The sequence below is a fragment of the Pseudomonas shiyinii genome (assembly GCF_056725765.1).
Map to the genome: position 1 here is coordinate 4,425,727 of NZ_CM161522.1, position 22,470 is coordinate 4,448,196.

Below are 22,470 nucleotides of genomic sequence, written 5' to 3' on the forward strand. Positions count from 1 at the left end.
ATGAAACACCTGTTGACCGTGATGATGCTGTTGCTGCTCGGTGCCTGCACCTGGCAGCCGCCCCTGCCCGAGCAACTGCCCCCGCTCGAGCTGCCGCGCCAGTTCCATGTGCAGCAGGAACAAGGCGGCCAACGCCAGGACTGGTTGCTGGTGATCCAGCGTGAAGACGGCCATCTGCGCTGGTCGCTGCTGGACCTGCTGGGCGTTCCCCAGGCACGCCAGTTGCTCGAAGGCCAGCAGTGGCAAGCCGACGGCCTGCTGCCGCCGAACCCTGCCGCCCGCGAGCTGTTCGCCGCCATGCTGTTCGCCCTGACCCCAGAGGCCCAACTGTCCCGGCTTTATCCCCGAGCCATCGGCCACGACCAGCAACGTCGCCTGCCAGGCCGCTGGCGCGTCACCTATCGCACTGCCGACGACTTCACCCTGGCCCTCGATCAAGGCCTGCGCTACTACGTTTCCCCCTTGCCCAGCGAGAACGCACCATGACCGCCTTCCTCGACGCCCTGGGCCTGGTCTGCGCCCTCGGGCACGACCAGGCCGACGTGGCCCGCCGGCTCTTTGCCGGCGACTGCTCCGGCATGCAGCTGCAGGACGGCTGGGTGCCCGGGCGCCGCCTGCCGGTAGGTGCCGTGACCGGGCCACTGCCCGAGCTGCCGCTGCCCGGCCACCAGAGCCGCAACAACCAGTTGCTGCTGGCCGCCGCCTTGCAGATCGAACCGGCTATCCGGCAAGCCCTCGAGCGCCACGGCCCGCAACGGGTCGGCGTAGTGCTGGGCACCAGCACCTCGGGGATCGCCGAAGCCACCACCGGCATCGCCCATTACCTCCAGGCGGGCCGCTTCCCAGCCGACTACCGCTACGACCAACAGGAGCTCAGCGCGCCGGCGAACTTCCTGGCAGCCTGGCTGGGCCTGCAAGGGCCGGCCTACGTGTTGTCCACCGCTTGCACCTCCAGCGGCCGCGCGCTGCTCAGCGCACGACGCCTGCTCGACCTGGGCCTGTGCGATGCCGTGCTGTGCGGTGGCGTGGACAGCCTCTGCAGCCTGACGCTCAACGGCTTCACTGCCCTGGAGGCCGTCAGTGAGCAGCGCTGCAACCCGCTCTCGGCCAACCGCGACGGTATCAACATCGGCGAAGGGGCTGCCCTGTTCCTGATGACCCGCCAAGCGACACCCGACGGGCACGGCATCGCCCTGCTCGGCGCTGGCGCCAGTTCCGATGCGTTCCATATCTCGGCACCGGACCCCAGCGGCAAGGGCGCCTTGCAGGCCATGCGCAAAGCACTGGACAATGCAGGCCTGACGCCAGGGCAGGTCGATTACCTGAACCTGCACGGCACCGCCACCGTGCACAACGACGCCATGGAATGCCTGGCCGTGCACGGCCTGTTCGGCGGCCAGTTGCCCTGCTCGTCCAGCAAGCCCATGACCGGCCATACCCTGGGGGCTGCCGGCGCGCTGGAAGCCGCGTTCTGCTGGCTGAGCCTGAGCCGGCACAACCCGCAGGGCCTGTTGCCACCCCATTGCTGGGATGGCCAGCCCGACCCGGGCTTGCCGGGCCTGAACCTGGTCGATGGCCGCCAGCGCCTGCCAGCGCACGGGCCACGCCGGCTGATGAGCAATTCGTTCGCCTTCGGTGGCAACAATGTCAGCCTGATTCTCGGAGATGCCCCATGATCACTTGGCCCTTGGCCGAACTGCTGCCCCACGCCGGGGACATGATCCTCATCGAGCGCATCGACAGCTGCGACGACGAGCAGATCCACACCTGCACGACGGTTCGCCCCGATGGCCAGTTCAACCGGGCCGACGGCAGCCTGCCCGCCTGGCTTGGCCTGGAACTGATGGCCCAGAGCGTGGCAGCCTATGCCGGCTGCCAGGCGCGTCGCCAGGGGCGCCCTGTGGAAATGGGCTTTTTGCTCGGCACGCGCAAGTTCGAATGCAATGTCGAGGCGTTTCCCGCCGGTGCGCAGTTGCATATCCATGCCCTGCGTTCGCTCGAGGACGAAAACGGCATGGGCGTGTTCGAATGCCACCTGCGCGGCGAAGGCATAGATGCCAGCGCCCGCCTGAATGTCTACCGCCCGCCGCAAGCCGCCAGCTATCTGGCCGAGGCGGGCCCGGAGGAGTCGCAGCATGACTGACACCATTCTGGTCACCGGTTCCAGCCGAGGGATCGGGCGCGCCATCGCCCTGCGCCTGGCCCGCGCCGGCTTCGACCTGGCCCTGCATTGCCGCAGCGCGCGAGACGAGGCCGAAGCGGTCGCCGGCGAAGTCCGTGCCCTGGGCCGCCAGGCGCGGGTCCTGCAGTTCGACGTGGCCGACCGAGGCGGCTGTGCCGCGGCGCTCGAGGCCGATGTCGAAGCCCATGGCGCCTATTACGGCGTGGTGTGCAATGCCGGGCTGACCCGTGACGGCGCCTTCCCGGCGCTGACCGAGGACGACTGGGATACCGTCATGCGCACCAACCTCGACGGTTTCTACAACGTGCTGCACCCGCTGATCATGCCGATGATCCGCCGCCGTGCCCCTGGCCGGATCGTCTGCATCACCTCGGTGTCCGGCCTGATCGGCAACCGTGGCCAGGTCAACTACAGCGCTTCCAAGGCCGGCCTGATCGGTGCGGCGAAGGCGCTGGCCATCGAGCTGGGCAAGCGCCGCATCACGGTCAACTGCGTGGCGCCGGGCCTGATCGATACCGCCATGCTCGACGAACAGGTGCCGGTGGAGGAGCTGCTGAAGATGATCCCGGCGCAACGCATGGGCACGCCCGAGGAAGTGGCGGGCGCGGTGAATTTCCTGATGTCGGACGAAGCCGCCTACATCACCCGCCAGGTCCTGGCGGTCAACGGAGGGCTGTGCTGATGCGCCGTGTCGTGGTCACCGGCATGGCCGGCATCACTGCCCTGGGCAACGACTGGACGAGCATCGCTGCGCAGTTCGCCGCCAACCGCAGCGGTATCCGGCGCATGGACGAATGGGACCGCTTCGAGGAGCTCAATACCCGCCTGGCCGGGCCCGTGGACGGCTTCCAGGTGCCCGCGCACTGGACCCGCAAGCAGCTGCGCAGCATGGGCCGGGTGGCCCGCCTGGCAGTGGCGGCTGCCGAGCAGGCGCTGCTCGACGCCGGGCTGCTCGACGACCCGAGCATCCGAGACGGCCGCATGGGGGTCGCCTGCGGCTCGTCGATCGGCAGCACCGAAGAGATCAAGGCCTTCGGCAACATGCTGCTCAATTCCAAGGCCGATGGCCTGAACGCCAACTCCTACGTACGCATGATGCCGCACACCACCGCGGCCAACATCAGCATCTTCTTCGGCCTCACCGGGCGCCTGATCCCTACCTCCAGTGCCTGCACCAGCGGCAGCCAGGGCATCGGCTATGCGTACGAAGCGATCAAGTACGGGCGCCTGCCGCTGATGCTCGCCGGCGGCGCCGAAGAGCTGTGCCCCAGCGAGGCCATGGTCTTCGACGCGCTGTACGCCACCAGCCTGAAGAACGATACCCCGTCCCTGACCCCACGGCCCTACGACAGCGCACGGGATGGCCTGGTGGTGGGCGAAGGCGCTGGCATGCTGGTGCTCGAGGAGTTGCAGCACGCCCTGGCTCGGGGCGCCCGTATCCATGCCGAGATCGTCGGTTTCGGCAGCAACGCCGACGGCCAGCACATCACCCGCCCCGAACAGGCCACCATGCGCCGGGCCATGGAGCTGGCGCTGGAAGACGCCGGCCTTGGGCCCGAGGCCATCGGCTACGTCAATGGCCATGGCACCGCCACCGAGCAAGGCGACATCGCCGAGACGCTGGCCACCCATGAGCTGTTCGGCCCGCGCATGGCCATCAGTTCGCAGAAGAGCTTCCTCGGCCATACCCTGGGGGCCTGCGGGGCGCTGGAGTCCTGGTTCAGCATCGAGATGATGAACCGCGACCAATACGTGCATACCCTGAACCTCGACCACATCGACCCCCGTTGCGGCGAGCTGGACTACCTGCGTGGCGGGTTCCGGGCCATGCAGCATGAGCATGTGATGAACAACAACTTCGCCTTTGGCGGGGTGAACACCTCGTTGGTGTTCCGACGCTGGCCGGTCACAGGCTAATACTGTTCACTTAAAGCGCAGCGGCGAACAGCAGTGCCCTACCGGGTCAACAATTCGGCAAACGCCCTGGCCATGGCCGAACCTGCCGCCTGCCGCTGGACCAGCCACACCGCGGTCGTCGCGCCCTCATCCAGCAGGGTCCGGTACACCACGCCATCGATACGCATACGCTGGAACGAGGCCGGCAGCACCGACACACCCAACCCCGCCGACACCAGGCCGATGATGGTCATCGCCTCGCCCGCTTCCTGGGCGAAATGCGGGCTGAACCCGGCCTGGCGCGCCAGGCTCAGCAACTGCGCATGCAACCCGCTGCCGTAGCTGCGTGGGAAGAACACGAAGGGCTCGTTGGCCAGGGCCTGCATGTACACACCCTGTTCGCTGCCCTGGGCCAGGGGATGGGAGGTATGGATCACCGCTACCAGCGGCTCGCTGAACAGTTCGGTGGCCACCAGCCCTTCGGGCAATGCCATCGGGCGCATCAGGCCGACTTCGATGGTTTCGTCGAACACCGCATCGGCCACGTCACGGCTGCTCATCTCGCGCAGGTTCAGGTGCACCGCGGGAAAGCGCTGGCGAAAGGCATGCAGCGCCTTGGGGATCCTCGACGTGAACGGCGCCGAAGAGGTGAAGCCGATCTTCATCTCGCCCAGCTCACCCAACTGCGCACGCCGAGCAACATCCGCGGCCTTTTCCACTTGGGCCAGGACCTGGCGCGCTTCGTCGAGGAACAGGCGCCCGGCCTCGCTCAGTTCGACCCGGCGGTTGGTGCGCTCGAACAGGCGCGCGCCCAGTTCCTGCTCCAGAGCCTGGATCTGCTGGCTCAATGGCGGTTGCGAAATGCCCAGCTGCTGGGCAGCACGACCGAAGTGCAGTTCTTCGGCCACAGCGATGAAATACCGCAGGTGACGCAACTCCATGGCCCCTCCGAACAAGTCGTAGAACGTCTTAAACAGGTCGAACAATATATTGGATGTATTCATTAGCCAGCTATATGATTTTTTGCAACGCAACACCGGCCCAGCGCCCGAGGTACTCTCCGTGAAATCCGTCGTCGCCCCGCTTTCCCTCGACCCCGAGCCTGACACGCCGGCCCGTAACGACGTCTGGATCGAAAAAGGCACGCCCGCCTTCATCAAGACCGTGCTGGCGCTGTTCAGCGGCGGCTTCGCCACCTTCGCCCTGTTGTATTGCGTACAGCCGATGATGCCCTTGCTGTCACAGGAGTTTTCCATCAACGCCGCGCAGAGCAGCCTGGTGCTTTCGGTATCCACCGCCATGCTGGCCTTCGGCCTGCTGGTCACCGGGCCGATTTCCGACCGTATAGGCCGCAAGCCGGTCATGGTCTGCGCCTTGCTCTGCGCCGCCCTGGCAACCTTGGCCAGCGCGGTGATGCCGACCTGGGAGCTGGTACTGGCCACCCGGGCACTGGTGGGGCTGGCCTTGAGTGGCCTGGCCGCCGTGGCCATGACCTACCTGAGCGAAGAAATCCATCCACAGCACATCGGCCTGGCCATGGGCCTGTACATCGGTGGCAATGCCATCGGCGGCATGAGCGGGCGCCTGATCAGCGGTGTGCTGATCGACTTCGTCAGTTGGCACACTGCGATGCTGGCCATCGGCGGCCTGGCCCTGGTGGCGGCGTTGGTGTTCTGGAAGGTGCTGCCCGAATCCCGCAATTTCCGCCCCCAGCCCATGAACCCTCGCAGCCTGCTGGACGGCTTCGCCATGCATTTTCGTGATGCCGGCCTGCCCTGGCTGTTCCTCGAGGCCTTCCTGCTGATGGGCGCCTTCGTCACCTTGTTCAACTACATCGGCTATCGCCTGCTGGCAGGGCCCTACCACATGAACCAGGCCTTGGTGGGCCTGCTGTCGGTGGTGTATCTGTCGGGCATCTACAGCTCCGCCCAGGTGGGCGCGCTGGCGGACAAACTGGGCCGGCGCAAGGTGTTCTGGTCGAGCATCCTGGTGATGGCCGGCGGCTTGTTGCTGACCTTGGCCAACCCGCTCACGATGGTGATCCTGGGCATGCTGGTATTCACCTTCGGCTTCTTCGGCGCACACTCGGTGGCCAGCAGCTGGATCGGGCGCCGGGCATTGAAGGCCAAGGGGCAGGCATCGTCGCTGTACCTGTTCTGCTATTACGCAGGTTCCAGCGTCGCCGGGACGGCGGGCGGGGTGTTCTGGCACCAGGCCGGATGGAACGGCATCGGGTTGTTCATCGGCAGCCTGCTGGCGGTGGCGTTGCTAGTGGCGTTGCACCTGAGCAGGTTGCCGCCGAAGTCTTCCACACCATCGATGTAGGAGCGGCCCTTTCGCGGCACAAGGCCGCTCCTTGTATCTCGACTTTCGCCTTCCAAGAGGCGAAAGTTCTCGACTGATCATCGAGGGAGGGTCATGAAGCGGAGCCGCTCCAAGGGCATCGAGCCCGTATTGTAGATAACGCTCAGACCCTCCAACCCCACTCGAACAGTTCGAACGGTATCTAGTGCCCGCCCCCGGCGTGAGCACGCATTCACAAGGTTGAACCGAGTGCTGGGTGATCGAACTTTCGTTGTCTGAAGGAGAAGATCATGTCTGTTGTTGTTGGCGTCGATGTAGCCAAGCGATCCTTCGATATTGCGACTCCACTTCCCAATGGGAAGGTTCGCACCAAGGCCAAGCTGTCCAATGATCCGAGTGGTTTTGAGCAGTTCGCAACCTGGCTTGAGAAACATGCCGAACCGCGTGCCTGGGTTGTCATGGAGGCCACTGGCACTTATCACGAGGCGCTTGCCGATTGCCTTCATGCCAAGGGTTACCGGGTGTGCATTCTGAATCCCGCCGTAATTGCCAAGTTTGCCGAGGCCGACCTTCGACGCGTCAAAACCGATAAGGCTGATGCCAAGGTTATTGCTGCTTATGGCCAGCAAAAACAGGATGAGCTCCGTCAGTGGGAGCCTGAGCCGCCAGCTCAGCGGCGCTTGCGGGCCTTAGTACGGCGTCTGGACGACCTGAAAGAAATGCAGCAGATGGAGCAGAACCGTCTGGATGTGGCGCAGACAGCTGTGCAGGAGTCAATCAGAGCTGTAATTGGGCATATCACCGAAGAAATAGAGAAAACCCGCAAGGCGATTGAGCAGACGATCGATGACGATCCGGATCTGCGCCAACGGCGAAAACTGATTACATCGATTGATGGTCTGGGTGATACCACAGCCGCACTGATCCTCGCAGAACTGGGTGATCCGCTGAAATACGAAAGCCCGTCAGCCATTGTTGCGTTTGCAGGTCTGAACCCGATGATCCATCAATCGGGGGAGAAGATTGGCCAATCGACCATTTCTCGCACAGGAGCGCCGAGGCTGCGCGCCGGCTTGTGGATGTCAGGCACGGTCTCGATCAGACACAACCCGGTCGTGAAGGCACTGGCAGAGCGTTTGAACAGCCGGCGTAAAGCCTATAAGCAGATAGTTTGCGCTGCTATGCGCAAGCTTTTGCACCTGGTGTATGGCGTGGTGAAGTCCGGTAAACCGTTTGACCCTCAAATCGCCCTTGCGGGGTGAGGGTCAAGACGGTATCTACAGGGTTGCGCCGTTTCGTCAGTTGACGATCTCGACGATGTCCACATCCACTTCACGGCTCATCAGGTGTTTCTCCACCTCGCCGGTGAGCTTGACCTTGGTCTTGTCGTTGAACGGCGTCTGCGGCAGGTCTTCGTCATCGATCTCGACGGTGATGGTGCCGGTGTTGTCCTTGAACTCGTATTTGTCGTCGTTGTTGATCTTCTTGGTCACAAAGCCTTGCAGCACCACCGGTGTGTCGTCGGCGGCATCGTTGGCGGCGGCGACGGTGGTCACCGACTGGGCGCCAGGGCCGGTGTAGCCGGCCGCCAGGGCGGCAGTGCTGAACAACGGGGCGAGGATCAGGGCGAGGTAACGGGTTTTCATGGTGTCAGGTCCTGTTTCGGTTTCGATGGGAACAGCCTACCGAAGCAGGCTGAAGCGAAGCTTAATCAGCCTCACGTCTCCTCCAGCTCCAGGCCGACCCTTGCCTGAAGCTGCTCGCCAACGACCTGCAGCTGCATCTCCCGCACGCGCCCACCTTCGCGCTCCAGCGAATGCAACCACGCGAACACCAACGCAGGCGAGCCCTCGAGGCTGACCTCGACCTGCTGCGCCCTGGTCTCGAGGCCGATGATACGCACGCCCGCCGCCTGGGCACGCTCGCTCAGCCTGGCCGGTGTCAACGCCTGGACGGCCTCCTGCTTCCGGGCTGGCCCGGCCGATACCCGCTGCAGATGGGCGGCCAGCGCCTGTTCTCGGGCCAATGCCTGCTCAGCCTGCTGCAGACGTGCCTGGCCTGGTACCCAGGCCAGCTGCCACAACGCAACCAAGGCCAACGCCCATAGGGCGATGACGATCGTCATCCGTCGCTCGCCCGGTATCTGTCGCCATTGGCGCATCAAGGCATGTTCGCGCCATTGCATCATCGTGCTGCCCTCCAGGTCAGCGTGGCCCGCACACCCCGTTCGTCCTGGCGGGCCTGATCCATCGATACCGCCGGAACGCGTTGGCGAAGGCGCTCGAGGTCTTCGAACCCTTGCGCCAGCACCTCCACGCGCCAGCCTTCGGCGGCGCTCAGCGTCGCCTGGGTAACGGTTACGTTCCCGGTTTCGACCAACTGCTCGCCGAGCGACGCCAGCCCTTCTATGGCCGTTGTCGGTTGCGGGTGGTATTCGAGCGCCCGTATCTGGCTGGCGAGATCCGCACTGACAGGCTGCCCGGGCGCCCAACGTTGAAAGGCCTGGCGACTTTCCGCCTGCAGCTGCGCCGTACGTTGCAGCAGCCAGCCTGCGCGCAGGTAATCGGCCACGCACACCATCGCGAACGCCATCACCACCCCAACCGCCAGGGCACGCCAGGGCACGCTCGCACGGCGCCGTCGATAGGCGCCTTGAAGCAGGTCGATGGCCTGCCCGCGGCCTTGCCTGAGCGTATCGAAGGCACAGGGGACCGATTGGGTACGCAGGGCAAGCCCTGCAGGCTGCGTTTCGGCCAGCCACGCCATGGCCGGCAGCTTTTGCGCCAGCACTTCGGCGACCTGAGGGGCGGCAGCCAACCGTGGCCCCCCGGTACCGCCAATCAACCAACGCCCCTCGACCCACAACGCGCACGCGGGTTCGCCACACAGCAGGTCAGCATCGACATGCAGGGCAAGCGGTTCGATATCCTGTGCCTGCAGCAGGGCCAGCAGGCTGTCCATGGCCTCTCGGTCAATCACAAGCCCCCGACGATGCCCCTGCTCGTTCGCAGGGCCGAAGGCCAGGTGCACGCTCTCCAGCGGTGCTGCCAGCTGATCCTCGGCGGCGAAGGCCAAGGTATCGGGCTTGGGGCGCCGGCCTGGCACCGGGCCGACTTCGCAGCTGCCGACCATTTCCATCGGCACCACTACCACTGCCGCGCCGCCCAGGATCGACGCCGCTTCACCCATGCAGGTGCGGTGCAGCTCGCCAGCGGCCGTTCGCACCCACACAGGCCACTGCGTATCGATCGCCCCTGTTCCTGCGGGCAGCAGGTACAACCAATTGTCACTCATCCGGCATTTGCTCCCGCATTGCAGAAAACACACGTCGCACCACACGAACCCGGTGCGTGTTCAGATCGATTTCCAGGTCGCTGTACAGGTACATCCGCCTGCCACCGAGCTCCACCTGCACCTCGAGTCGAAACCACTGGCTGCTCACCGTCAACCCACGGCTGGTGATGCCAAGGCCATCCACCTGTGGCAGGGCCAGGAACTGGTCGACCCGGGTGTAGCCCTGCTCGGGCCGCTCAGCCACCAACTGACGCGCAACCGCCGGCGACAGCCCCTCCAGCGCAGCCAAGAGCTGTGCCGGGGCGGTATTGATGTTGAGCCGGGCCTCCTTGGGCAACGCAACGACCCAGGGCCTCAGGCGGTCCATCACCTCGGCGGACACGCCCGGCAACGCGCGCAGTTGCGTCGGATCCAGCAGCGGTTGCCCGGCCAGGTTGTCCAGCTCAGGGGGCTCTATCTGCAACGCCTGGCAGAGGCGTTCCCAGCGTTCGAGCAGTATCGGGTCGGGGGTCTTGCGCGCCAGCAATGCCCCCAGGTTGAAACGCGCCGACAGGTCCGAAAGCTGCGTGCGAACCCGCCCCTCACCCAGCGACAGCGATTGGACGCGGGCCCATCGCTGACCACCGTGGGCGACCTGCACGACCTCGGCCACCTGCTGACGAAGCTGCAGCAGAACCCTGCGCTCCGCGCCATGGGCCAGCTGCAGCAGTCGCGTGGCCTCCATCTGCTGGGTAACGCCCCCCAACAGCAACTGATGGCTGCGCAGCATGCCGGCGACCAGCAGCGACAGCAGCGCCATGATCAACAGCACCGTGACCAGGGCCAGCCCCTCTTGTCGCCTGCGCTTCATTGGCTGGCCCCGGCCAAGGGAAATACACGCCGTACCTGTTGAAACCGCTTGGTGGACAGAATGATCTCCAATGCCTGCGGCGGCGCCGGCCGACGTTGGACGATCGGCCAGTGTGCCTGCCACCCGACATCCGGCACATACAAGCGCCAACGCAGCTCGACGACGCCATCGAGCAAGCGCTGGGGCGCACCCTGGCCGTGCTCCAGCGCATGGCGCTGACGCCATAGCACGCCATCCTTCAACCAGTAGTTGACCAGCCGCAGTTCGCTGCGCGGCAAGGGCTGGCTGTCCTGCACACCTGCAATCCACCACGCCATGCGCTGCTGCTCCAGCATGACGCCAAAGCCATGCTGTTTCAGGCTCGCAGGGAGATAGCCGTGCAACGCATCCCGCTGGATCAGGCTCATCGCCCTGCCCAAGGCGCGCACGTCTTCGGCCTGCTCCTGGCGCTTGCCATCGGCTCGGACCAACACATCGAGCAAGCGCGCGGTCCCGACCGCCAACAATGCAAATAGGGCGATGGCCAACAGCAGCTCGATCAAGGTGAAGCCCCGCTGACGACGCTTGCGGCCACGATCACTTCGCCCCATCGACGTCCTCCAACCAACCGGTGGCCTGGTGCAGCACCTGGCGGTCCGCTGCCAGGCCGACCCGCACGACCACTTCGACCAGGCCCCGGTCCCCCAGGCGACGGCGCTCTTGAGCCACTGTCCAGCGTCGTTGGTCGAAGGACACCTCCATGGGGCGCTGCCCGTCGCCACGTCTCGGCTGCAGGCGCAGTTCGGCCAGGTGGTTGTCGGCGATCCAGCTGGCGAACAGGCGGTCCTGCAAGCCCTGGGACTGCATCAGGACATGCCGGGTAGCCGAGCTCACCGCCACCGCCAGAACCGCGAAGATCGCCAGCGCAACCAAGACCTCCAGCAAGGTGAAGCCGCGCTCACGGCGTGAGTTTCGGATCATTGAGTCCATCGCTCGACACCCTGGCCAGGCGCCTGTCCGGTGCCATGAAATACAACGAGAAAGGGGTGTGTTCGTCGTTGCCGTACATCAGTAATTGCGGTGCGTTGCCGCGTGGGGAAGTCGATACAGGCACCCCGTCGATCTCCAGGCGCAGCTCCAGTTCGAGAGCTCGCGGCGGGCCTGCAGGCTCCCAGCCTTGCCCGGCCGCCTTGAGCAAGCGATAGCCCTGGGTGTCGACGCGAATGCCCAGTACACGCCCCTCCAGCACCGCCTGTTGCCGCGCATGCTGCAGCATCTGCAGGAAAAGGCCGGCCTCCTGCCTGGCCACACGCTGTGGGTCACGCCCGAACGTCAGCCCTGCCATGGCCATGACGATGCCCAGCAACGCGATGACCACCAGCAGTTCCAACAGGGTGAAGCCCCGGGAGCGGCACCCTGTCATTCGAGCCAGTTACCGATATCGGCATCCATGCCCTCGCCACCTGGTTGGCCATCGGCGCCCAGGGAATAAAGGTCGTAACCCTGGCTCGAACGCGTACCGGGGCTCGTGTACTGGTAAGGCGAGCCCCACGGGTCGGTAGGCGTGCTCTTGAGGTATCCCTGGGCATTCCACTGACGCGGCAACGGCGCCACGGTGGGACGTTTGACCAGGGCGTCGAGGCCCTGGGCAGTGCTTGGGTAGCGGCCGTTGTCCAGCCGGTAGATTTCCAGGGCGGTGGAAATCGACTGGATGTCGGTACGGGCCGCAGTGAGCTTGGCGTGGTCCGGACGGCTCATCACATTGGGCAGCACCAGCGCGCCCAGCACGCCAAGGATGATGACCACCACCATGATCTCGATAAGGGTGAAGCCGCGTTGTGTGCGGCGCGCGGAACGAATGGACATATCAATTGACCAGTTGGTTGAGGTTGAGGATCGGCAACAGGATGGCGAGCACGATGAACAACACGATGCCGCCCATCACCAGCAGCATCAGGGGTTCGCAAAGGCTCACCAGCAGGGATATCCGCCCCGCCAGCTGCTTGCCTTGAAGGTCGGCGGCACGTTCGAGCATCGTGTCCAGCTCACCGGCGCGCTCGCCGCTGGCGATCATGTGCAGCATCAGGGGCGGCAAGGTCTCGCTGCGCGCCAGGCAGTTGGCCAGCGTGGCGCCTTCGCCAAGCTCGCGGGCGGCTTCCAGCAAGCGCTCGCGCAATACCAGGTTGCCGATGACACCGGCACCGATGTGCATGGCTTCGACCAGGGCGACACCGCTGCGGCCGAGGATCGCCAAGGTGCTGATGAAACGCGCCGCTTCACTGGCGCGAACGAACTCGCCGTATGCCGGCAGGCGCAACGACACACCATGCCATTTCCGGCGTCGGCCAGGATGACGCAAGGCCCAGTACACCGCCGCAGCCGCTGCCGCCAGGGCCGCAACGCCCAGCACTCCGTAGCGGTGGGTGGCGTCGCTGAGCGCAATCAGCACCTGGGTCGCCATGGGTAGTTGGGCCTGGTCCCGGGAGAACGCCTGCACGACATCCGGCACCACATAGCCCAGCAGGAAGCCCACCACCAGCAACGAGACCACCAGCAGGATCACCGGGTACACCATCGCCAGCTGGACTTTCTGGCGCAGGGCCTGCTGGTTCTCGCCATGTTCGGCCAGGCGGTCGAGTACCCCGGCCAGGTGCCCCGAGCGCTCCGCCGCGGCGACAGTGGCCCGGTAGACCATGGGAAACGCCTGTGGATAAGCCCCAAGCGCTTGCGCCAGGGCGTGGCCTTCGGCGACGCGCTCAGCCACGCCGCGCAGCACCTGCCGCACCTGGCGTTGAGTGGTTTGCGCAGCGACAGCCTGCAAGGCTTCGGTCAGCGGCACCCCCGCATGCAGCAAGGTCGCCAGTTGCCGGGTCAGCAGCGAGCGCCGGGCAAGGCTCAGGTGGTTGCGCGCCAGCAGGCCATGGAAAGGCGATTCCCGTACAGGTTCGATCTGCAGCACCAGCAGCCCCTGGTCGCGCAGGGCCTGCCGGGCCTGGCGCGCGCCCGGCGCTTCCAATGTGCCCCGTTGGCGGGCGCCGCGGGCATCCTGGGCCTGATAGCGAAACAACGCCATGTCAGTCGTGCCCCGTCACGCGCAGCAGTTCTTCCACGCTGGTCTGCCCTTGGCGGACACGCTCGACGCCATGTTGGAACAGGCTCGGCGTGTCCTGGCGGATCAGTTCCAGCATCTGTGCCTGGGACGCGTGCGTATGGATCGCCTGCGCCAGCGGCGGTTCGACCACCACCATTTCATGCAAGGCCAGGCGGCCGCTGTAACCCTGCTGGCATTCGCTGCACCCTTGGGCCTTGTAGACCACCGCCGGCCGTTCGGCGGGGTGCCCCAGCGCGCTGGCAATGGCATCGTCCACCTCGCAGGCGACCTTGCAGTGCGGGCAGAGCCTGCGCACCAGGCGCTGGGCCATGACCCCGGCCAGCGACGAGGCGAGCAGGCAGGTGTCGATGCCCATGTCCGCCAGACGCGTGATGGCACCCAACGCGCTGTTGGTGTGCAGGGTGGACAGCACCAGGTGCCCGGTCAGCGAGGCCTGGACGGCGATGTCGGCGGTTTCCCGGTCGCGGATCTCGCCGACCATGACCACGTCCGGGTCCTGGCGCAGGATGGCGCGCAGGCCCCGGGCGAAGGTCATGTCGACCTTGGTGTTGACCTGGGTCTGGCCGATGCCGGGCAGGTGGTATTCGATCGGGTCTTCCACCGTGAGGATGTTGCGCGATACCTGGTTGAGGTAGGACAGCGCCGTGTACAGCGTGGTGGTCTTGCCGGAGCCGGTAGGGCCGGTGACCAGGAAGATACCGTGGGGTTTTTCCAGCATGCGCAAGAAGCCCGTGCGCACCGAACCTGCCATTTGCATATGGTCGATATCCAGGCGCACCGCCTGCTTGTCCAGCAGGCGCAGAACCACCCGTTCACCATGGGCCGCCGGCAGGGTCGAGACCCGCACATCGACCTCATGACCGGCCAGGCGCAGGCTGATCCGGCCATCCTGGGGCACGCGTTTCTCGGCAATGTCCAGGCGCGCCATGACCTTGATGCGCGAAACCAGCAAGGCGGAAAGCTCCCGCGGCGGCGCCAGCACTTCGCGCATCACGCCGTCGATGCGCATGCGCACCCGCAGCTGCTGCTCGAAAGTTTCCAGGTGGATATCCGAAGCCCTGGAGCGGACGGCCTCGCTGAGCAGGGCATTGAGCAGGCGAATGATCGGCGCATCGTCCTGTTGGTCGAGCAGGTCGCAGGTCTGCGGCAAGGCTTCGGCCAGGCGGGACAGGTCGATTTCCTGGTCCAGCCCCTGGACCACCGCCTGCGCCGCGTCCTGGCTGCCGCCATAGCAGCTGGCCAGGCGCTCGGCAAAGCAGGCGTCATCCACCTGGCGCAGCGGCCAGGCACTGCCCACCAAGCGGCAGGCCTCGGCCATGGCGGCCAGCGATGCATCCTCGCGCATCAGCAAGGCAGGTTCGTCCGCCTGCTGGTCGAGCAGAATGCCGTGGCGCCGGGCGAAGCTGAACGGCAGGCTGGCAGTCATCGACGGCCGCCTTGGTTGTCAGGCAGGCGCTGGGCCTCGAACAGCTTCTGGGCGTCCTCCGGCAGCACCGAGTCGTCCACTGCACGAACGTTTTCGTAGGCGCGTCGTCCTGCCTGGACCAGCTCGGCCTGGCTGCGCAGGATGGTGGGGCGCAGGAAGACCATCAGGTTGGTCTTTTCCTGGACATCCCGGTTCCAGCGGAACAGGCTACCCACCCAGGGAATACGGCTGAGCAACGGTACACCACGCTGCTCTTTTCGTACGCTGTCCTTGATCAAGCCACCGATCACGATGATCTCGCCATCCGCGGCGAGGATGGTGCTCTTGAGCGTGCGCTTGTTGGTGATCAGGTCGTTTTCCAGCGTGCTCGGGGCGAGCTCCGAGCTTTCCTGTTCGACCTCGAGGCGCAAGGTCCGGCCTTCGTTGATGTGCGGGCGCACCTTCAGGCTGATACCGATGTCCTTGCGCTCGACGGTGGTGAACGGGTTGTCCGCGCCACTGCCGGTGGTGGTATAGGAGCCGGTCTTGAACGGCACGTTCTGGCCGACGAGGATCTGCGCTTCCTGGTTGTCGAGGGTCAACAGACTGGGGGTGGACAGCAGGTTGCTGCGGGTATTGCTGGCCAGGGCCGACACCAGCAGGCCGAAGCGATCCGAGCCGATGGCCACGGCAGCGCCCGCCGGGATGGACTTGCCCTCGCCGAGCAGATCGGCCAGCGAAGCGCCGCTGTCCGGGAAGGTGATGCCACCCTTCAGGCCGCCCTTGTCGATGCCCCATTGCAGGCCGAGGGCCTCGTTGATGTCACCGCTGACTTCGACGATGGCCGCATGGATCAACACCTGGGCCCGTGGTTGGTCCAGTTGTTCGATGATCTGCTCGACGCTGCCCAGGGTCTGGGGTTCGCCCAACAGCACCAAGGCGTTCTGGTTGGCATCGGCCTTGACCATGGCTTCACCGTTGAGCGTCTCGCCAAGGCCGTCACCGGTCGGCTTACCGTCCAGGCGCTTGCCCACATCACCCAATACTTCAGCCAACTGCTCGGCATTGCTGTGCTGCAAGCGGACCACACGCCAGTTCTGTGAGGCGGTAGGCGCAGGGACATCCAGCGAGCGGCTCAACTGCGCCAGGCGCTGACGCGACTTGGCGGGCCCGAGGATGAGCAGGCGGTTGCCTGGCAGGTCGGCCAGCACCCGCACGCCGCTCTCCGGACCACCGGCGGCTCCTTCCACCACTGCCAGCACGTCGCTGGCCTGGGCCTTGTGTAGGGTCACCAGTTCATAGTCATGCCGCTGGCCGCTGTCGAGCTGCAGCACCAGGTCTTCCAGGCGGTCCAGATTGGCAGCCGAGTCGGTGACCACCAAGGCATTGGCCGAACTGGAAGGGCCGATATAGCCATTGCTGGAAACCAACGGGCGCAGCAGCCCTGCCAGGTCCGATGCGGTACTGCCGGACAAGGGCAGCACGCGTGTCGTGAATGCTGCCGGGATGGCCTCGACCTGCTGGTTGGCCCAGGCCTTGGCTTCGCTGGCCGGCAGAACCAACAGCCGGTCACCGTCGTTCACTGCGGCGAAGCCCTGGGCGTTGAGCACCGAATAGAACAGCCGGCGTATACCTCCACGGTCGAGCGCCTCGCTGGACAGGACAGTGATCCGCCCCTGTACACGCGGGTCCAGGATGATCGTCTGGTCGAGTATCGCCCCCACTTCGCGTACCACATCGCGCACGTCGGCATCGCTCATCGCCAGCTGCCAGGTAGGCTCGTCGGCCAACGCCAGGGAACAGGTCAGGGTAAGGCAGGCGCCGAGAGAGACGGCGCGCAGGTATCGCTTGAAAGTCATTGCACCTCCCGCAACAGGCGGGGTGAAGAAGGGGAAACCGAGGCAGCACCCTTGGCGCTGCCGGTCGCTTGGAATACAGGAGAACTGCTGGTCGACAGCGACACGGCTTCTTCGAGGCCACCGACCCAGAGCACGATGGAGCGCACGTCGATACGCCGCAGCACACCGCCGCCCGGCAGGCGGTCGCCGACCCGGTAGATGGCATCGCCGTTGGCGCTTTTGACCAGCGCGCGGGCATCGCCCTGGCTGGAAACGAACGTGGCCTTGAGGGTGATGTCCGACCGGCTCGACTGGGGCTGGCCCGGTGCGTGGAAGCCGAACGCCAGGGCCAGGGTGGCCACAGGCAATGGCTTTTGCGCAGCCGACGCAGGGGCCACGGGCACGGCCGGGGCAGCAGCGTCTGCCACCACCGGGTTGGCCGCTTCACGCCATATCAGCAGGGCCCCTGTGGCCAGCACCATCGCAGCCCAGGGCAGGTGCACGGAAAGCTTCATAGGATTCAGGGCAGCATCCGCCGAAGTACCCGCCGCCCGGACAGCTCATGCAGCACCACCGCGGCGATATGCATCGCCACGCCCAGCGCCAACAGCAGGCAGGATGCAATGTGGAGGTTGAACCAAGCACTGTGCCAGAACGGGTCGCTCAGCACCGGCGCGATGGCGAACCAGCCGAAGACATCGATGTCGCGGTCCATCATCAGCACACCGGACAACAGGACGGTGGCGATGGTCCAGTACAGGGCTTCATGCACGACATGGGCGATGCGGCGATTGCGCGGGTCGTCATGCAGGCTCTTGGGCGCGGGCTCGACCAGACGCACCAGCCAGCGCAGCAGGAAGATCGGGATGAACAGCGTGGTCAGGGCGACGTTGAAGAACGCGACCAAATGGAAAGTGAAAGGATCAACCTCGAGGTGCGCGACAGAGAAGCCGCTGATCAACACCCAGATGATGACCAGGGCGGAGACCCAGTGCAGGAGGATCTGCTGCCAGCAGTATTTTTGCGATTGCATAGAAGATATCCCACAGTCCCTGGCGCCCCTTGAAGGCGCGCCAGGATCCGTGTATCAGAGCTCAGTCCAGCCAGCAGCCCAGTTAGTGCCGACACCAGGCTCATAGCCGTTGGCGCTTTCCGAGTACTGTTGGCAGTAACCTGAGTACGGGAACGGCTTGCACTCGTAAACTTTGCCATTTTTCGGCTGCAGCACCTTAGTGCCTGCCTGGTAGCTCTTGAGCGACTCAGGGAACACGAAGTCGTAGCCCACTTCGGCAGCGGCTTTGAGCTCGACGACCTTCTCTTGTTGCAACATCACGCGGTTGTGAGCGTCTGTACCCACGAGTTTGACCGTGTGTGTACCTTCTGTGCTGGTGGCATCGATCACGAACTGACCGGCGCCAAGATGAAGTTTCATCTCACTCCCGCCGACCTCCTTGTTCGCCTCATTGAACAATTGCGCCTTGACCTTCAAGTAATCCACATCCGAAGCGACATTGAAGTCCACACGGGCTTTGCCATCTTTCAACGTGTATTCCGGCTTCAGGTCACTAAACTTCATCCAGTGATCACCACCAGGCGCGCTTTGGATCTGGTATTGGTAACTGGTGACCCCGGATTCCGCCTTGGCGAATACCGTATTTTTACCTGGCACCGCCTCGATATTACCCTCGGCATCGAGCTGGCCGGCACGTACGAGGCTCTGAGTATCATTGAAGCGTTTGGCGAGTTTATAGGTCCAGTTATCCGCCTTAGCTTCTTCAGGCGTGTCGATTGTAATACCGACACTGTAGTCGGCACTTTCTGTCGCACCTTGGAATGCCCGGGCAATTACCCTATCACCTACTATCATATCGGCATTGGGGTTGATTAGGGATACCGGAGACCACTCCGGTACCGGACCACCGTCTAGCTGGATATCGACATCCATGACGTTGTGGAAGGCGTTGGCGGTATTGTCGATAGTCCATACACCGAGAATGACATGGTGCCCAGAGCGATCGGTCGGCAGAGTGCAATGATGCTTCTCGATCGCAGGTCCGTGGGTCGGATTACCTTCACCACGGGCCGGTTTGCCATGACCATCCACCTCGCAGAAAGGCGTGAGCTCGAACGCACTGCGGCTTAACGGTGCATTGGGGTTCCACCCGCTCTTGGTGATGAAGTATTCCCACTTCGTCGTTTCGTGACCTGCATGGTAGTACCAGTCAAACTCGATATTGCGGTCGGTGATCGGCGTCAAATGCCAACGATTGGCCGATTGCTCATCGAGCAGGGCAAAATCAGGACGCTCACCACCACTGGCGATTTTCCCATCAACGGGGCCGCCGACCGGAAACCCCTTGGCAACTTCACTGACAGACTGGGGCTCGTACGCCGCTCCGCCACAATTGATATTCTTGCCCAGCTGGCACACATAGGCACGAGAAGGTGGCTCGCTGGTATAACCATGCGCGCTAGCAACTTGCGCATGCAGGCCCGCACCAAGAACCGCGACCCAAAGGCCGCTCAAGGCAAACCCTTTACACATTACACTTCTGGTAGTCACAAGAAAACTCCGAAGAAATTATTAGACGCTTAGTAGCCAGCAAGCACTCGATAAGACCCGGTGCAAGTGACGATCGCAATCTAACTACGTCATCGGAGTTCGTTATGTAGGAAAGTTCTACAGAACTCGCAAGATTAGTAGGTATGACCACACCAATTGATTCGAATAATTTTTATTAACAAAAATAATTTTGTTCACCCACGCACCAAATAGGTGCGGTAATAGTGAACTCGCGAGGTCAATATAACGTATTGAAGCGGTAGTTCTTTAATAGGTGGGTTCCCCTATTGCAGGAGAACCCTCCCTTCGGTTCAGCCGTGATACCGCGCCGACAATTCATGCACTGCGTTGATGAACACACCGGCATGCTCCGGGTCCACTTCCGGGGTAATGCCGTGCCCCAGGTTGAACACATGGCCGCTGCCATGCCCGTAGCTTTCGAGAATCCGCGCCACTTCCTGGCGAATGGCCTCGGGCTTGGCGTACAGCACGGTCGGGTCCATGTTGCCTTGCAGCGCGACCTTGTCGCCCACGCGGCGACGGGCATCGCCGATTTCGCAGGTCCAGTCCAGGCCCAGGGCATCGGCGCCGGCTTCGGCGATGCTTTCCAGCCAGATGCCGCCGTTCTTGGTGAACAGGATCACCGGTACCTTGCGCCCGTCGTGTTCGCGAATCAGGCCGCTGACGATCTTGCGCATGTAGGCCAGGGAGAATTCCTGGTAGGCCGCCGCCGACAGGTTGCCGCCCCAGGTATCGAAGATCTGCACCGCCTGGGCACCGGCCTGGATCTGGCCGTTGAGGTAGCGGGTGACCGACTGGGCCAGCTTGTCCAGCAGCAGGTGCATCGCCTGGGGGTTGTCGTAGAGCATGGCCTTGGTCTTGCGGAAGTCCTTGGAGGAACCGCCTTCGACCATATAGGTGGCCAGGGTCCAGGGGCTGCCGGAGAAGCCGATCAGCGGCACGCGGCCGTTGAGCTCGCGGCGGATGGTGCTGACGGCGTCCATCACGTAGCCCAGGTCCTTCTGCGGGTCGGGCACCGGCAGCGCCTCGATGTCGGCCAGGGTGCTGACGACCTTCTTGAAACGCGGGCCTTCGCCGGTTTCGAAGTACAGGCCCTGGCCCATGGCGTCAGGGATGGTGAGGATGTCCGAGAAGAGAATCGCCGCATCCAGCGGGTAGCGGTCCAGCGGCTGCAGGGTGACCTCGCAGGCGAACTGCGGGTTCATGCACAAGCTCATGAAATCACCGGCCTTGGCACGGCTGGCGCGGTATTCCGGAAGGTAGCGGCCAGCCTGGCGCATCATCCAGACCGGGGTGACGTCTACGGGTTGCTTGAGCAGTGCACGCAGGAAACGATCGTTCTTCAGGGCAGTCATGTCGGCATCCAGCAAAAAAGTGCGGGCATTTTCTCAGACGCACGGAGAAAAGGCACGGCTGTTTGTCTATTGGATGCCGTGGATCAATGGTTTTTGTATACAAAATGCATAGCGAGGGGGCTGTTTTGCAGCCCTTTCGCGGCGCAAGGCCGCTCCTACAGGGGATCACGCATATGCTGTAGGAGCGGCCTTGCGCCAAAGGGCCGCACAGCGGCCCCCAACACTGGATCAGACTTCCAGGTAGTCCAGGATACCTTCAGCGGCCGTACGCCCTTCGAAGATGGCAGTAACCACCAGGTCCGAACCGCGCACCATGTCACCACCGGCGAATACTTTCGGGTTGCTGGTCTGGTGCTTGAACTTGCCCTTCTCCGGCGCCACCACGCGGCCTTGGCTGTCCAGCTGGATACCATGCTGCTCGAACCACGGCGCCGGGCTCGGGCGGAAGCCGAAGGCGATCACCACGGCATCGGCCGGCAGGATCTCCTCGGAGCCCGGGATCGGCTCGGGGCTGCGACGGCCACGGGCGTCCGGCTCGCCGAGACGGGTCTCGACCACCTTCACGCCTTCGACCTTGTCCTCGCCGACGATGGCGATGGGCTGACGGTTATAGAGGAACTTCACGCCCTCTTCCTTGGCGTTCTTCACCTCGCGGCGCGAGCCCGGCATGTTGGCTTCGTCACGCCGGTAGGCACAGGTCACCGACTTGGCGCCCTGGCGGATCGACGTGCGGTTGCAGTCCATCGCGGTGTCGCCACCACCGAGCACCACGACCTTCTTGCCCTGCATGTCGACGAAGTCTTCCGGCGACTTCTCGAAGCCCAGGTTGCGGTTGACGTTGGCGATCAGGAAATCCAGGGCGTCATGCACACCTGGCAGGTCTTCGCCGGGGAAGCCGCCCTTCATGTAGGTGTAGGTGCCCATGCCCATGAACACCGCGTCGTAATCGGCGAGCAGCTGCTCCATGGTGATGTCCTTGCCCACTTCGGTGTTCAGGCGGAACTCGATGCCCATGCCAGTGAAGACTTCACGGCGATTGCTGAGCACGGTCTTTTCCAGCTTGAACTCGGGGATGCCGAAGGTCAGCAGGCCACCGATCTCCGGGTTGCGGTCGAACACCACCGGGGTCACGCCGGCACGCACCAGCACGTCGGCACACCCCAGGCCCGCAGGGCCCGCGCCGATGATCGCGACGCGCTTGCCGGTCGGCTTGACCTTGGACATGTCCGGGCGCCAGCCCATGGCGAAGGCAGTATCGGTGATGTACTTCTCCACCGAGCCGATGGTCACCGCGCCGAAGCCGTCGTTCAGCGTGCAGGCACCTTCGCAGAGGCGATCCTGCGGGCACACGCGGCCGCACACTTCCGGCAGGGTGTTGGTTTGATGCGACAGCTCCGCCGCCGCGAGGATGTTGCCTTCGGACACCAGCTTCAGCCAGTTGGGGATGAAGTTGTGCACCGGGCACTTCCACTCGCAATACGGGTTGCCGCAGCCCAGGCAGCGGTGTGCCTGCTCCACGGACTGTTGCGGCTTGAAGGGTTCGTAGATTTCCACGAACTCCTTCTTGCGCTGGCGCAGGAGCTTCTTCTTGGGGTCCTTGCGCCCTACTTCGATGAACTGGAAGTCGTTGTTCAGACGTTCAGCCATTTTTCAAAACCTCTATACCGCAGT

At 64.1% G+C, this 22,470-nt stretch carries 24 protein-coding genes; 7 read left to right on the forward strand and 17 right to left on the reverse strand.

The annotated features are described in order from the left end of the window. Genes ACXHGZ_RS19980 through ACXHGZ_RS20000 form a run of 5 tightly spaced genes read left to right on the forward strand, consistent with a single transcriptional unit; the run spans position 1 to position 4,099 of the window. Positions 1-486 (forward strand): hypothetical protein, encoded by a 486-nt coding sequence (locus ACXHGZ_RS19980; protein WP_480461151.1) that lies wholly within the window; start codon positions 1-3, stop codon positions 484-486. Then, the gene (locus ACXHGZ_RS19985) at positions 483-1,676 is read left to right on the forward strand and encodes a beta-ketoacyl-[acyl-carrier-protein] synthase family protein (RefSeq protein ID WP_480461152.1); all 1,194 of its coding nucleotides are present in this window, start codon (positions 483-485) and stop codon (positions 1,674-1,676) included. Before ACXHGZ_RS19980 ends, ACXHGZ_RS19985 begins: the two co-directional genes overlap by 4 nt. After that, positions 1,673-2,143, forward strand: a complete 471-nt coding sequence (locus ACXHGZ_RS19990) for a hotdog family protein (RefSeq protein ID WP_324817096.1) — start codon at positions 1,673-1,675, stop codon at positions 2,141-2,143. Before ACXHGZ_RS19985 ends, ACXHGZ_RS19990 begins: the two co-directional genes overlap by 4 nt. Further along, on the forward strand, positions 2,136-2,864 hold the full coding sequence (gene fabG, locus ACXHGZ_RS19995) for a 3-oxoacyl-ACP reductase FabG (protein WP_416767280.1): 729 nt from the start codon (positions 2,136-2,138) through the stop codon (positions 2,862-2,864). Before ACXHGZ_RS19990 ends, fabG begins: the two co-directional genes overlap by 8 nt. After that, positions 2,864-4,099 (forward strand): beta-ketoacyl-ACP synthase, encoded by a 1,236-nt coding sequence (locus ACXHGZ_RS20000; protein WP_480461153.1) that lies wholly within the window; start codon positions 2,864-2,866, stop codon positions 4,097-4,099. The genes fabG and ACXHGZ_RS20000 overlap by 1 nt, the downstream gene beginning before the upstream one ends. A 38-nt stretch (positions 4,100-4,137) precedes the next feature. Here the strand turns inward: ACXHGZ_RS20000 and ACXHGZ_RS20005 are convergent, their stop codons facing one another. Then, a complete protein-coding gene (locus ACXHGZ_RS20005; protein WP_480461154.1) occupies positions 4,138-5,019 on the reverse strand; it encodes a LysR family transcriptional regulator in 882 nt (293 codons plus the stop codon). Positions 5,020-5,140: 121 nt separating this feature from the next. Between ACXHGZ_RS20005 and ACXHGZ_RS20010 the strand changes: the two genes are divergently transcribed. Both ACXHGZ_RS20010 and ACXHGZ_RS20015 read left to right on the forward strand, forming a co-directional pair. Then, the gene (locus ACXHGZ_RS20010) at positions 5,141-6,403 is read left to right on the forward strand and encodes an MFS transporter (protein ID WP_480461156.1); all 1,263 of its coding nucleotides are present in this window, start codon (positions 5,141-5,143) and stop codon (positions 6,401-6,403) included. 269 nt (positions 6,404-6,672) lie between these two features. Further along, positions 6,673-7,644, forward strand: coding sequence for an IS110 family RNA-guided transposase (locus ACXHGZ_RS20015; RefSeq protein ID WP_480460242.1), 972 nt, complete (start codon positions 6,673-6,675; stop codon positions 7,642-7,644). Positions 7,645-7,680: 36 nt separating this feature from the next. On the opposite strand, the gene ACXHGZ_RS20020 is transcribed toward ACXHGZ_RS20015, so the two are convergent. From ACXHGZ_RS20020 to ACXHGZ_RS20095, 16 genes are all read right to left on the reverse strand, one after another. Beyond that, the gene (locus tag ACXHGZ_RS20020; RefSeq protein WP_324817429.1) at positions 7,681-8,028 is read right to left on the reverse strand and encodes a YgiW/YdeI family stress tolerance OB fold protein; all 348 of its coding nucleotides are present in this window, start codon (positions 8,026-8,028) and stop codon (positions 7,681-7,683) included. Positions 8,029-8,099: 71 nt separating this feature from the next. Beyond that, a complete protein-coding gene (locus ACXHGZ_RS20025) occupies positions 8,100-8,570 on the reverse strand; it encodes a type II secretion system protein M (RefSeq protein WP_480461158.1) in 471 nt (156 codons plus the stop codon). Further along, positions 8,567-9,676, reverse strand: coding sequence for a type II secretion system protein GspL (gene gspL, locus ACXHGZ_RS20030; protein WP_480461160.1), 1,110 nt, complete (start codon positions 9,674-9,676; stop codon positions 8,567-8,569). The genes ACXHGZ_RS20025 and gspL overlap by 4 nt, the downstream gene beginning before the upstream one ends. Continuing rightward, positions 9,669-10,526 carry a type II secretion system minor pseudopilin gene (locus ACXHGZ_RS20035; RefSeq protein ID WP_480461161.1) on the reverse strand — a complete coding sequence of 286 codons (858 nt, stop codon included), beginning with the start codon at positions 10,524-10,526 and terminating at the stop codon, positions 9,669-9,671. The genes gspL and ACXHGZ_RS20035 overlap by 8 nt, the downstream gene beginning before the upstream one ends. Continuing rightward, positions 10,523-11,116 (reverse strand): type II secretion system minor pseudopilin GspJ, encoded by a 594-nt coding sequence (gene gspJ, locus ACXHGZ_RS20040; protein WP_480461163.1) that lies wholly within the window; start codon positions 11,114-11,116, stop codon positions 10,523-10,525. The genes ACXHGZ_RS20035 and gspJ overlap by 4 nt, the downstream gene beginning before the upstream one ends. Further along, positions 11,103-11,486 (reverse strand): type II secretion system minor pseudopilin GspI, encoded by a 384-nt coding sequence (gspI, locus tag ACXHGZ_RS20045; protein WP_480461165.1) that lies wholly within the window; start codon positions 11,484-11,486, stop codon positions 11,103-11,105. The genes gspJ and gspI overlap by 14 nt, the downstream gene beginning before the upstream one ends. Beyond that, complete coding sequence (gene gspH / locus ACXHGZ_RS20050) at positions 11,464-11,928, reverse strand: type II secretion system minor pseudopilin GspH (protein ID WP_480461167.1); 465 nt, start codon at positions 11,926-11,928, stop codon at positions 11,464-11,466. Before gspH ends, gspI begins: the two co-directional genes overlap by 23 nt. Continuing rightward, positions 11,925-12,371, reverse strand: a complete 447-nt coding sequence (gene gspG, locus ACXHGZ_RS20055; protein WP_084853860.1) for a type II secretion system major pseudopilin GspG — start codon at positions 12,369-12,371, stop codon at positions 11,925-11,927. The genes gspH and gspG overlap by 4 nt, the downstream gene beginning before the upstream one ends. A gap of 1 nt (position 12,372) precedes the next feature. After that, positions 12,373-13,578 (reverse strand): type II secretion system inner membrane protein GspF, encoded by a 1,206-nt coding sequence (gspF, locus tag ACXHGZ_RS20060; protein ID WP_480461169.1) that lies wholly within the window; start codon positions 13,576-13,578, stop codon positions 12,373-12,375. 1 nt (position 13,579) lies between these two features. Then, positions 13,580-15,043 carry a type II secretion system ATPase GspE gene (gene gspE / locus ACXHGZ_RS20065; protein WP_480461171.1) on the reverse strand — a complete coding sequence of 488 codons (1,464 nt, stop codon included), beginning with the start codon at positions 15,041-15,043 and terminating at the stop codon, positions 13,580-13,582. Further along, entirely contained in the window at positions 15,040-16,881 is a 1,842-nt protein-coding gene (gspD, locus tag ACXHGZ_RS20070) for a type II secretion system secretin GspD (RefSeq protein WP_480461172.1), read from the reverse strand. Before gspD ends, gspE begins: the two co-directional genes overlap by 4 nt. Beyond that, positions 16,878-17,363, reverse strand: coding sequence for a type II secretion system protein N (locus ACXHGZ_RS20075; RefSeq protein WP_480461174.1), 486 nt, complete (start codon positions 17,361-17,363; stop codon positions 16,878-16,880). Before ACXHGZ_RS20075 ends, gspD begins: the two co-directional genes overlap by 4 nt. Positions 17,364-17,380: 17 nt before the next feature. Then, positions 17,381-17,893 (reverse strand): cytochrome b, encoded by a 513-nt coding sequence (locus ACXHGZ_RS20080; protein WP_480461177.1) that lies wholly within the window; start codon positions 17,891-17,893, stop codon positions 17,381-17,383. A 54-nt stretch (positions 17,894-17,947) separates the two neighbouring features. Further along, positions 17,948-19,387: an N-acetylglucosamine-binding protein GbpA gene (gbpA, locus tag ACXHGZ_RS20085; protein WP_480461178.1), complete on the reverse strand. Its 1,440-nt coding sequence runs from the start codon at positions 19,385-19,387 to the stop codon at positions 17,948-17,950. A 347-nt stretch (positions 19,388-19,734) separates the two neighbouring features. Beyond that, complete coding sequence (hemE, locus tag ACXHGZ_RS20090) at positions 19,735-20,799, reverse strand: uroporphyrinogen decarboxylase (protein ID WP_084853850.1); 1,065 nt, start codon at positions 20,797-20,799, stop codon at positions 19,735-19,737. A 228-nt stretch (positions 20,800-21,027) separates the two neighbouring features. Next, on the reverse strand, positions 21,028-22,446 hold the full coding sequence (locus tag ACXHGZ_RS20095) for an FAD-dependent oxidoreductase (protein ID WP_196144082.1): 1,419 nt from the start codon (positions 22,444-22,446) through the stop codon (positions 21,028-21,030). Between the last annotated feature and the right edge of the window lie 24 nt (positions 22,447-22,470).

What these genes read in the sequence shown, in the direction of transcription:
- gspL (WP_480461160.1), bottom strand. Translation starts at nt 9,676, where the DNA reads ATGAGTGACAATTGGTTGTACCTGCTGCCCGCAGGAACAGGGGCGATC.
- ACXHGZ_RS19990 (WP_324817096.1), top strand. Translation starts at nt 1,673, where the DNA reads ATGATCACTTGGCCCTTGGCCGAACTGCTGCCCCACGCCGGGGACATG.
- fabG (WP_416767280.1), top strand. Translation starts at nt 2,136, where the DNA reads ATGACTGACACCATTCTGGTCACCGGTTCCAGCCGAGGGATCGGGCGC.
- ACXHGZ_RS20095 (WP_196144082.1), bottom strand. Translation starts at nt 22,446, where the DNA reads ATGGCTGAACGTCTGAACAACGACTTCCAGTTCATCGAAGTAGGGCGC.
- gspE (WP_480461171.1), bottom strand. Translation starts at nt 15,043, where the DNA reads ATGACTGCCAGCCTGCCGTTCAGCTTCGCCCGGCGCCACGGCATTCTG.
- gspF (WP_480461169.1), bottom strand. Translation starts at nt 13,578, where the DNA reads ATGGCGTTGTTTCGCTATCAGGCCCAGGATGCCCGCGGCGCCCGCCAA.
- ACXHGZ_RS20005 (WP_480461154.1), bottom strand. Translation starts at nt 5,019, where the DNA reads ATGGAGTTGCGTCACCTGCGGTATTTCATCGCTGTGGCCGAAGAACTG.
- ACXHGZ_RS20020 (WP_324817429.1), bottom strand. Translation starts at nt 8,028, where the DNA reads ATGAAAACCCGTTACCTCGCCCTGATCCTCGCCCCGTTGTTCAGCACT.
- gspD (WP_480461172.1), bottom strand. Translation starts at nt 16,881, where the DNA reads ATGACTTTCAAGCGATACCTGCGCGCCGTCTCTCTCGGCGCCTGCCTT.
- hemE (WP_084853850.1), bottom strand. Translation starts at nt 20,799, where the DNA reads ATGACTGCCCTGAAGAACGATCGTTTCCTGCGTGCACTGCTCAAGCAA.
- ACXHGZ_RS20080 (WP_480461177.1), bottom strand. Translation starts at nt 17,893, where the DNA reads ATGCAATCGCAAAAATACTGCTGGCAGCAGATCCTCCTGCACTGGGTC.
- gspG (WP_084853860.1), bottom strand. Translation starts at nt 12,371, where the DNA reads ATGTCCATTCGTTCCGCGCGCCGCACACAACGCGGCTTCACCCTTATC.
- ACXHGZ_RS20000 (WP_480461153.1), top strand. Translation starts at nt 2,864, where the DNA reads ATGCGCCGTGTCGTGGTCACCGGCATGGCCGGCATCACTGCCCTGGGC.
- ACXHGZ_RS20035 (WP_480461161.1), bottom strand. Translation starts at nt 10,526, where the DNA reads ATGAAGCGCAGGCGACAAGAGGGGCTGGCCCTGGTCACGGTGCTGTTG.
- ACXHGZ_RS19980 (WP_480461151.1), top strand. Translation starts at nt 1, where the DNA reads ATGAAACACCTGTTGACCGTGATGATGCTGTTGCTGCTCGGTGCCTGC.
- gspJ (WP_480461163.1), bottom strand. Translation starts at nt 11,116, where the DNA reads ATGGGGCGAAGTGATCGTGGCCGCAAGCGTCGTCAGCGGGGCTTCACC.
- ACXHGZ_RS20025 (WP_480461158.1), bottom strand. Translation starts at nt 8,570, where the DNA reads ATGATGCAATGGCGCGAACATGCCTTGATGCGCCAATGGCGACAGATA.
- ACXHGZ_RS20015 (WP_480460242.1), top strand. Translation starts at nt 6,673, where the DNA reads ATGTCTGTTGTTGTTGGCGTCGATGTAGCCAAGCGATCCTTCGATATT.
- gspH (WP_480461167.1), bottom strand. Translation starts at nt 11,928, where the DNA reads ATGACAGGGTGCCGCTCCCGGGGCTTCACCCTGTTGGAACTGCTGGTG.
- ACXHGZ_RS19985 (WP_480461152.1), top strand. Translation starts at nt 483, where the DNA reads ATGACCGCCTTCCTCGACGCCCTGGGCCTGGTCTGCGCCCTCGGGCAC.
- gspI (WP_480461165.1), bottom strand. Translation starts at nt 11,486, where the DNA reads ATGATCCGAAACTCACGCCGTGAGCGCGGCTTCACCTTGCTGGAGGTC.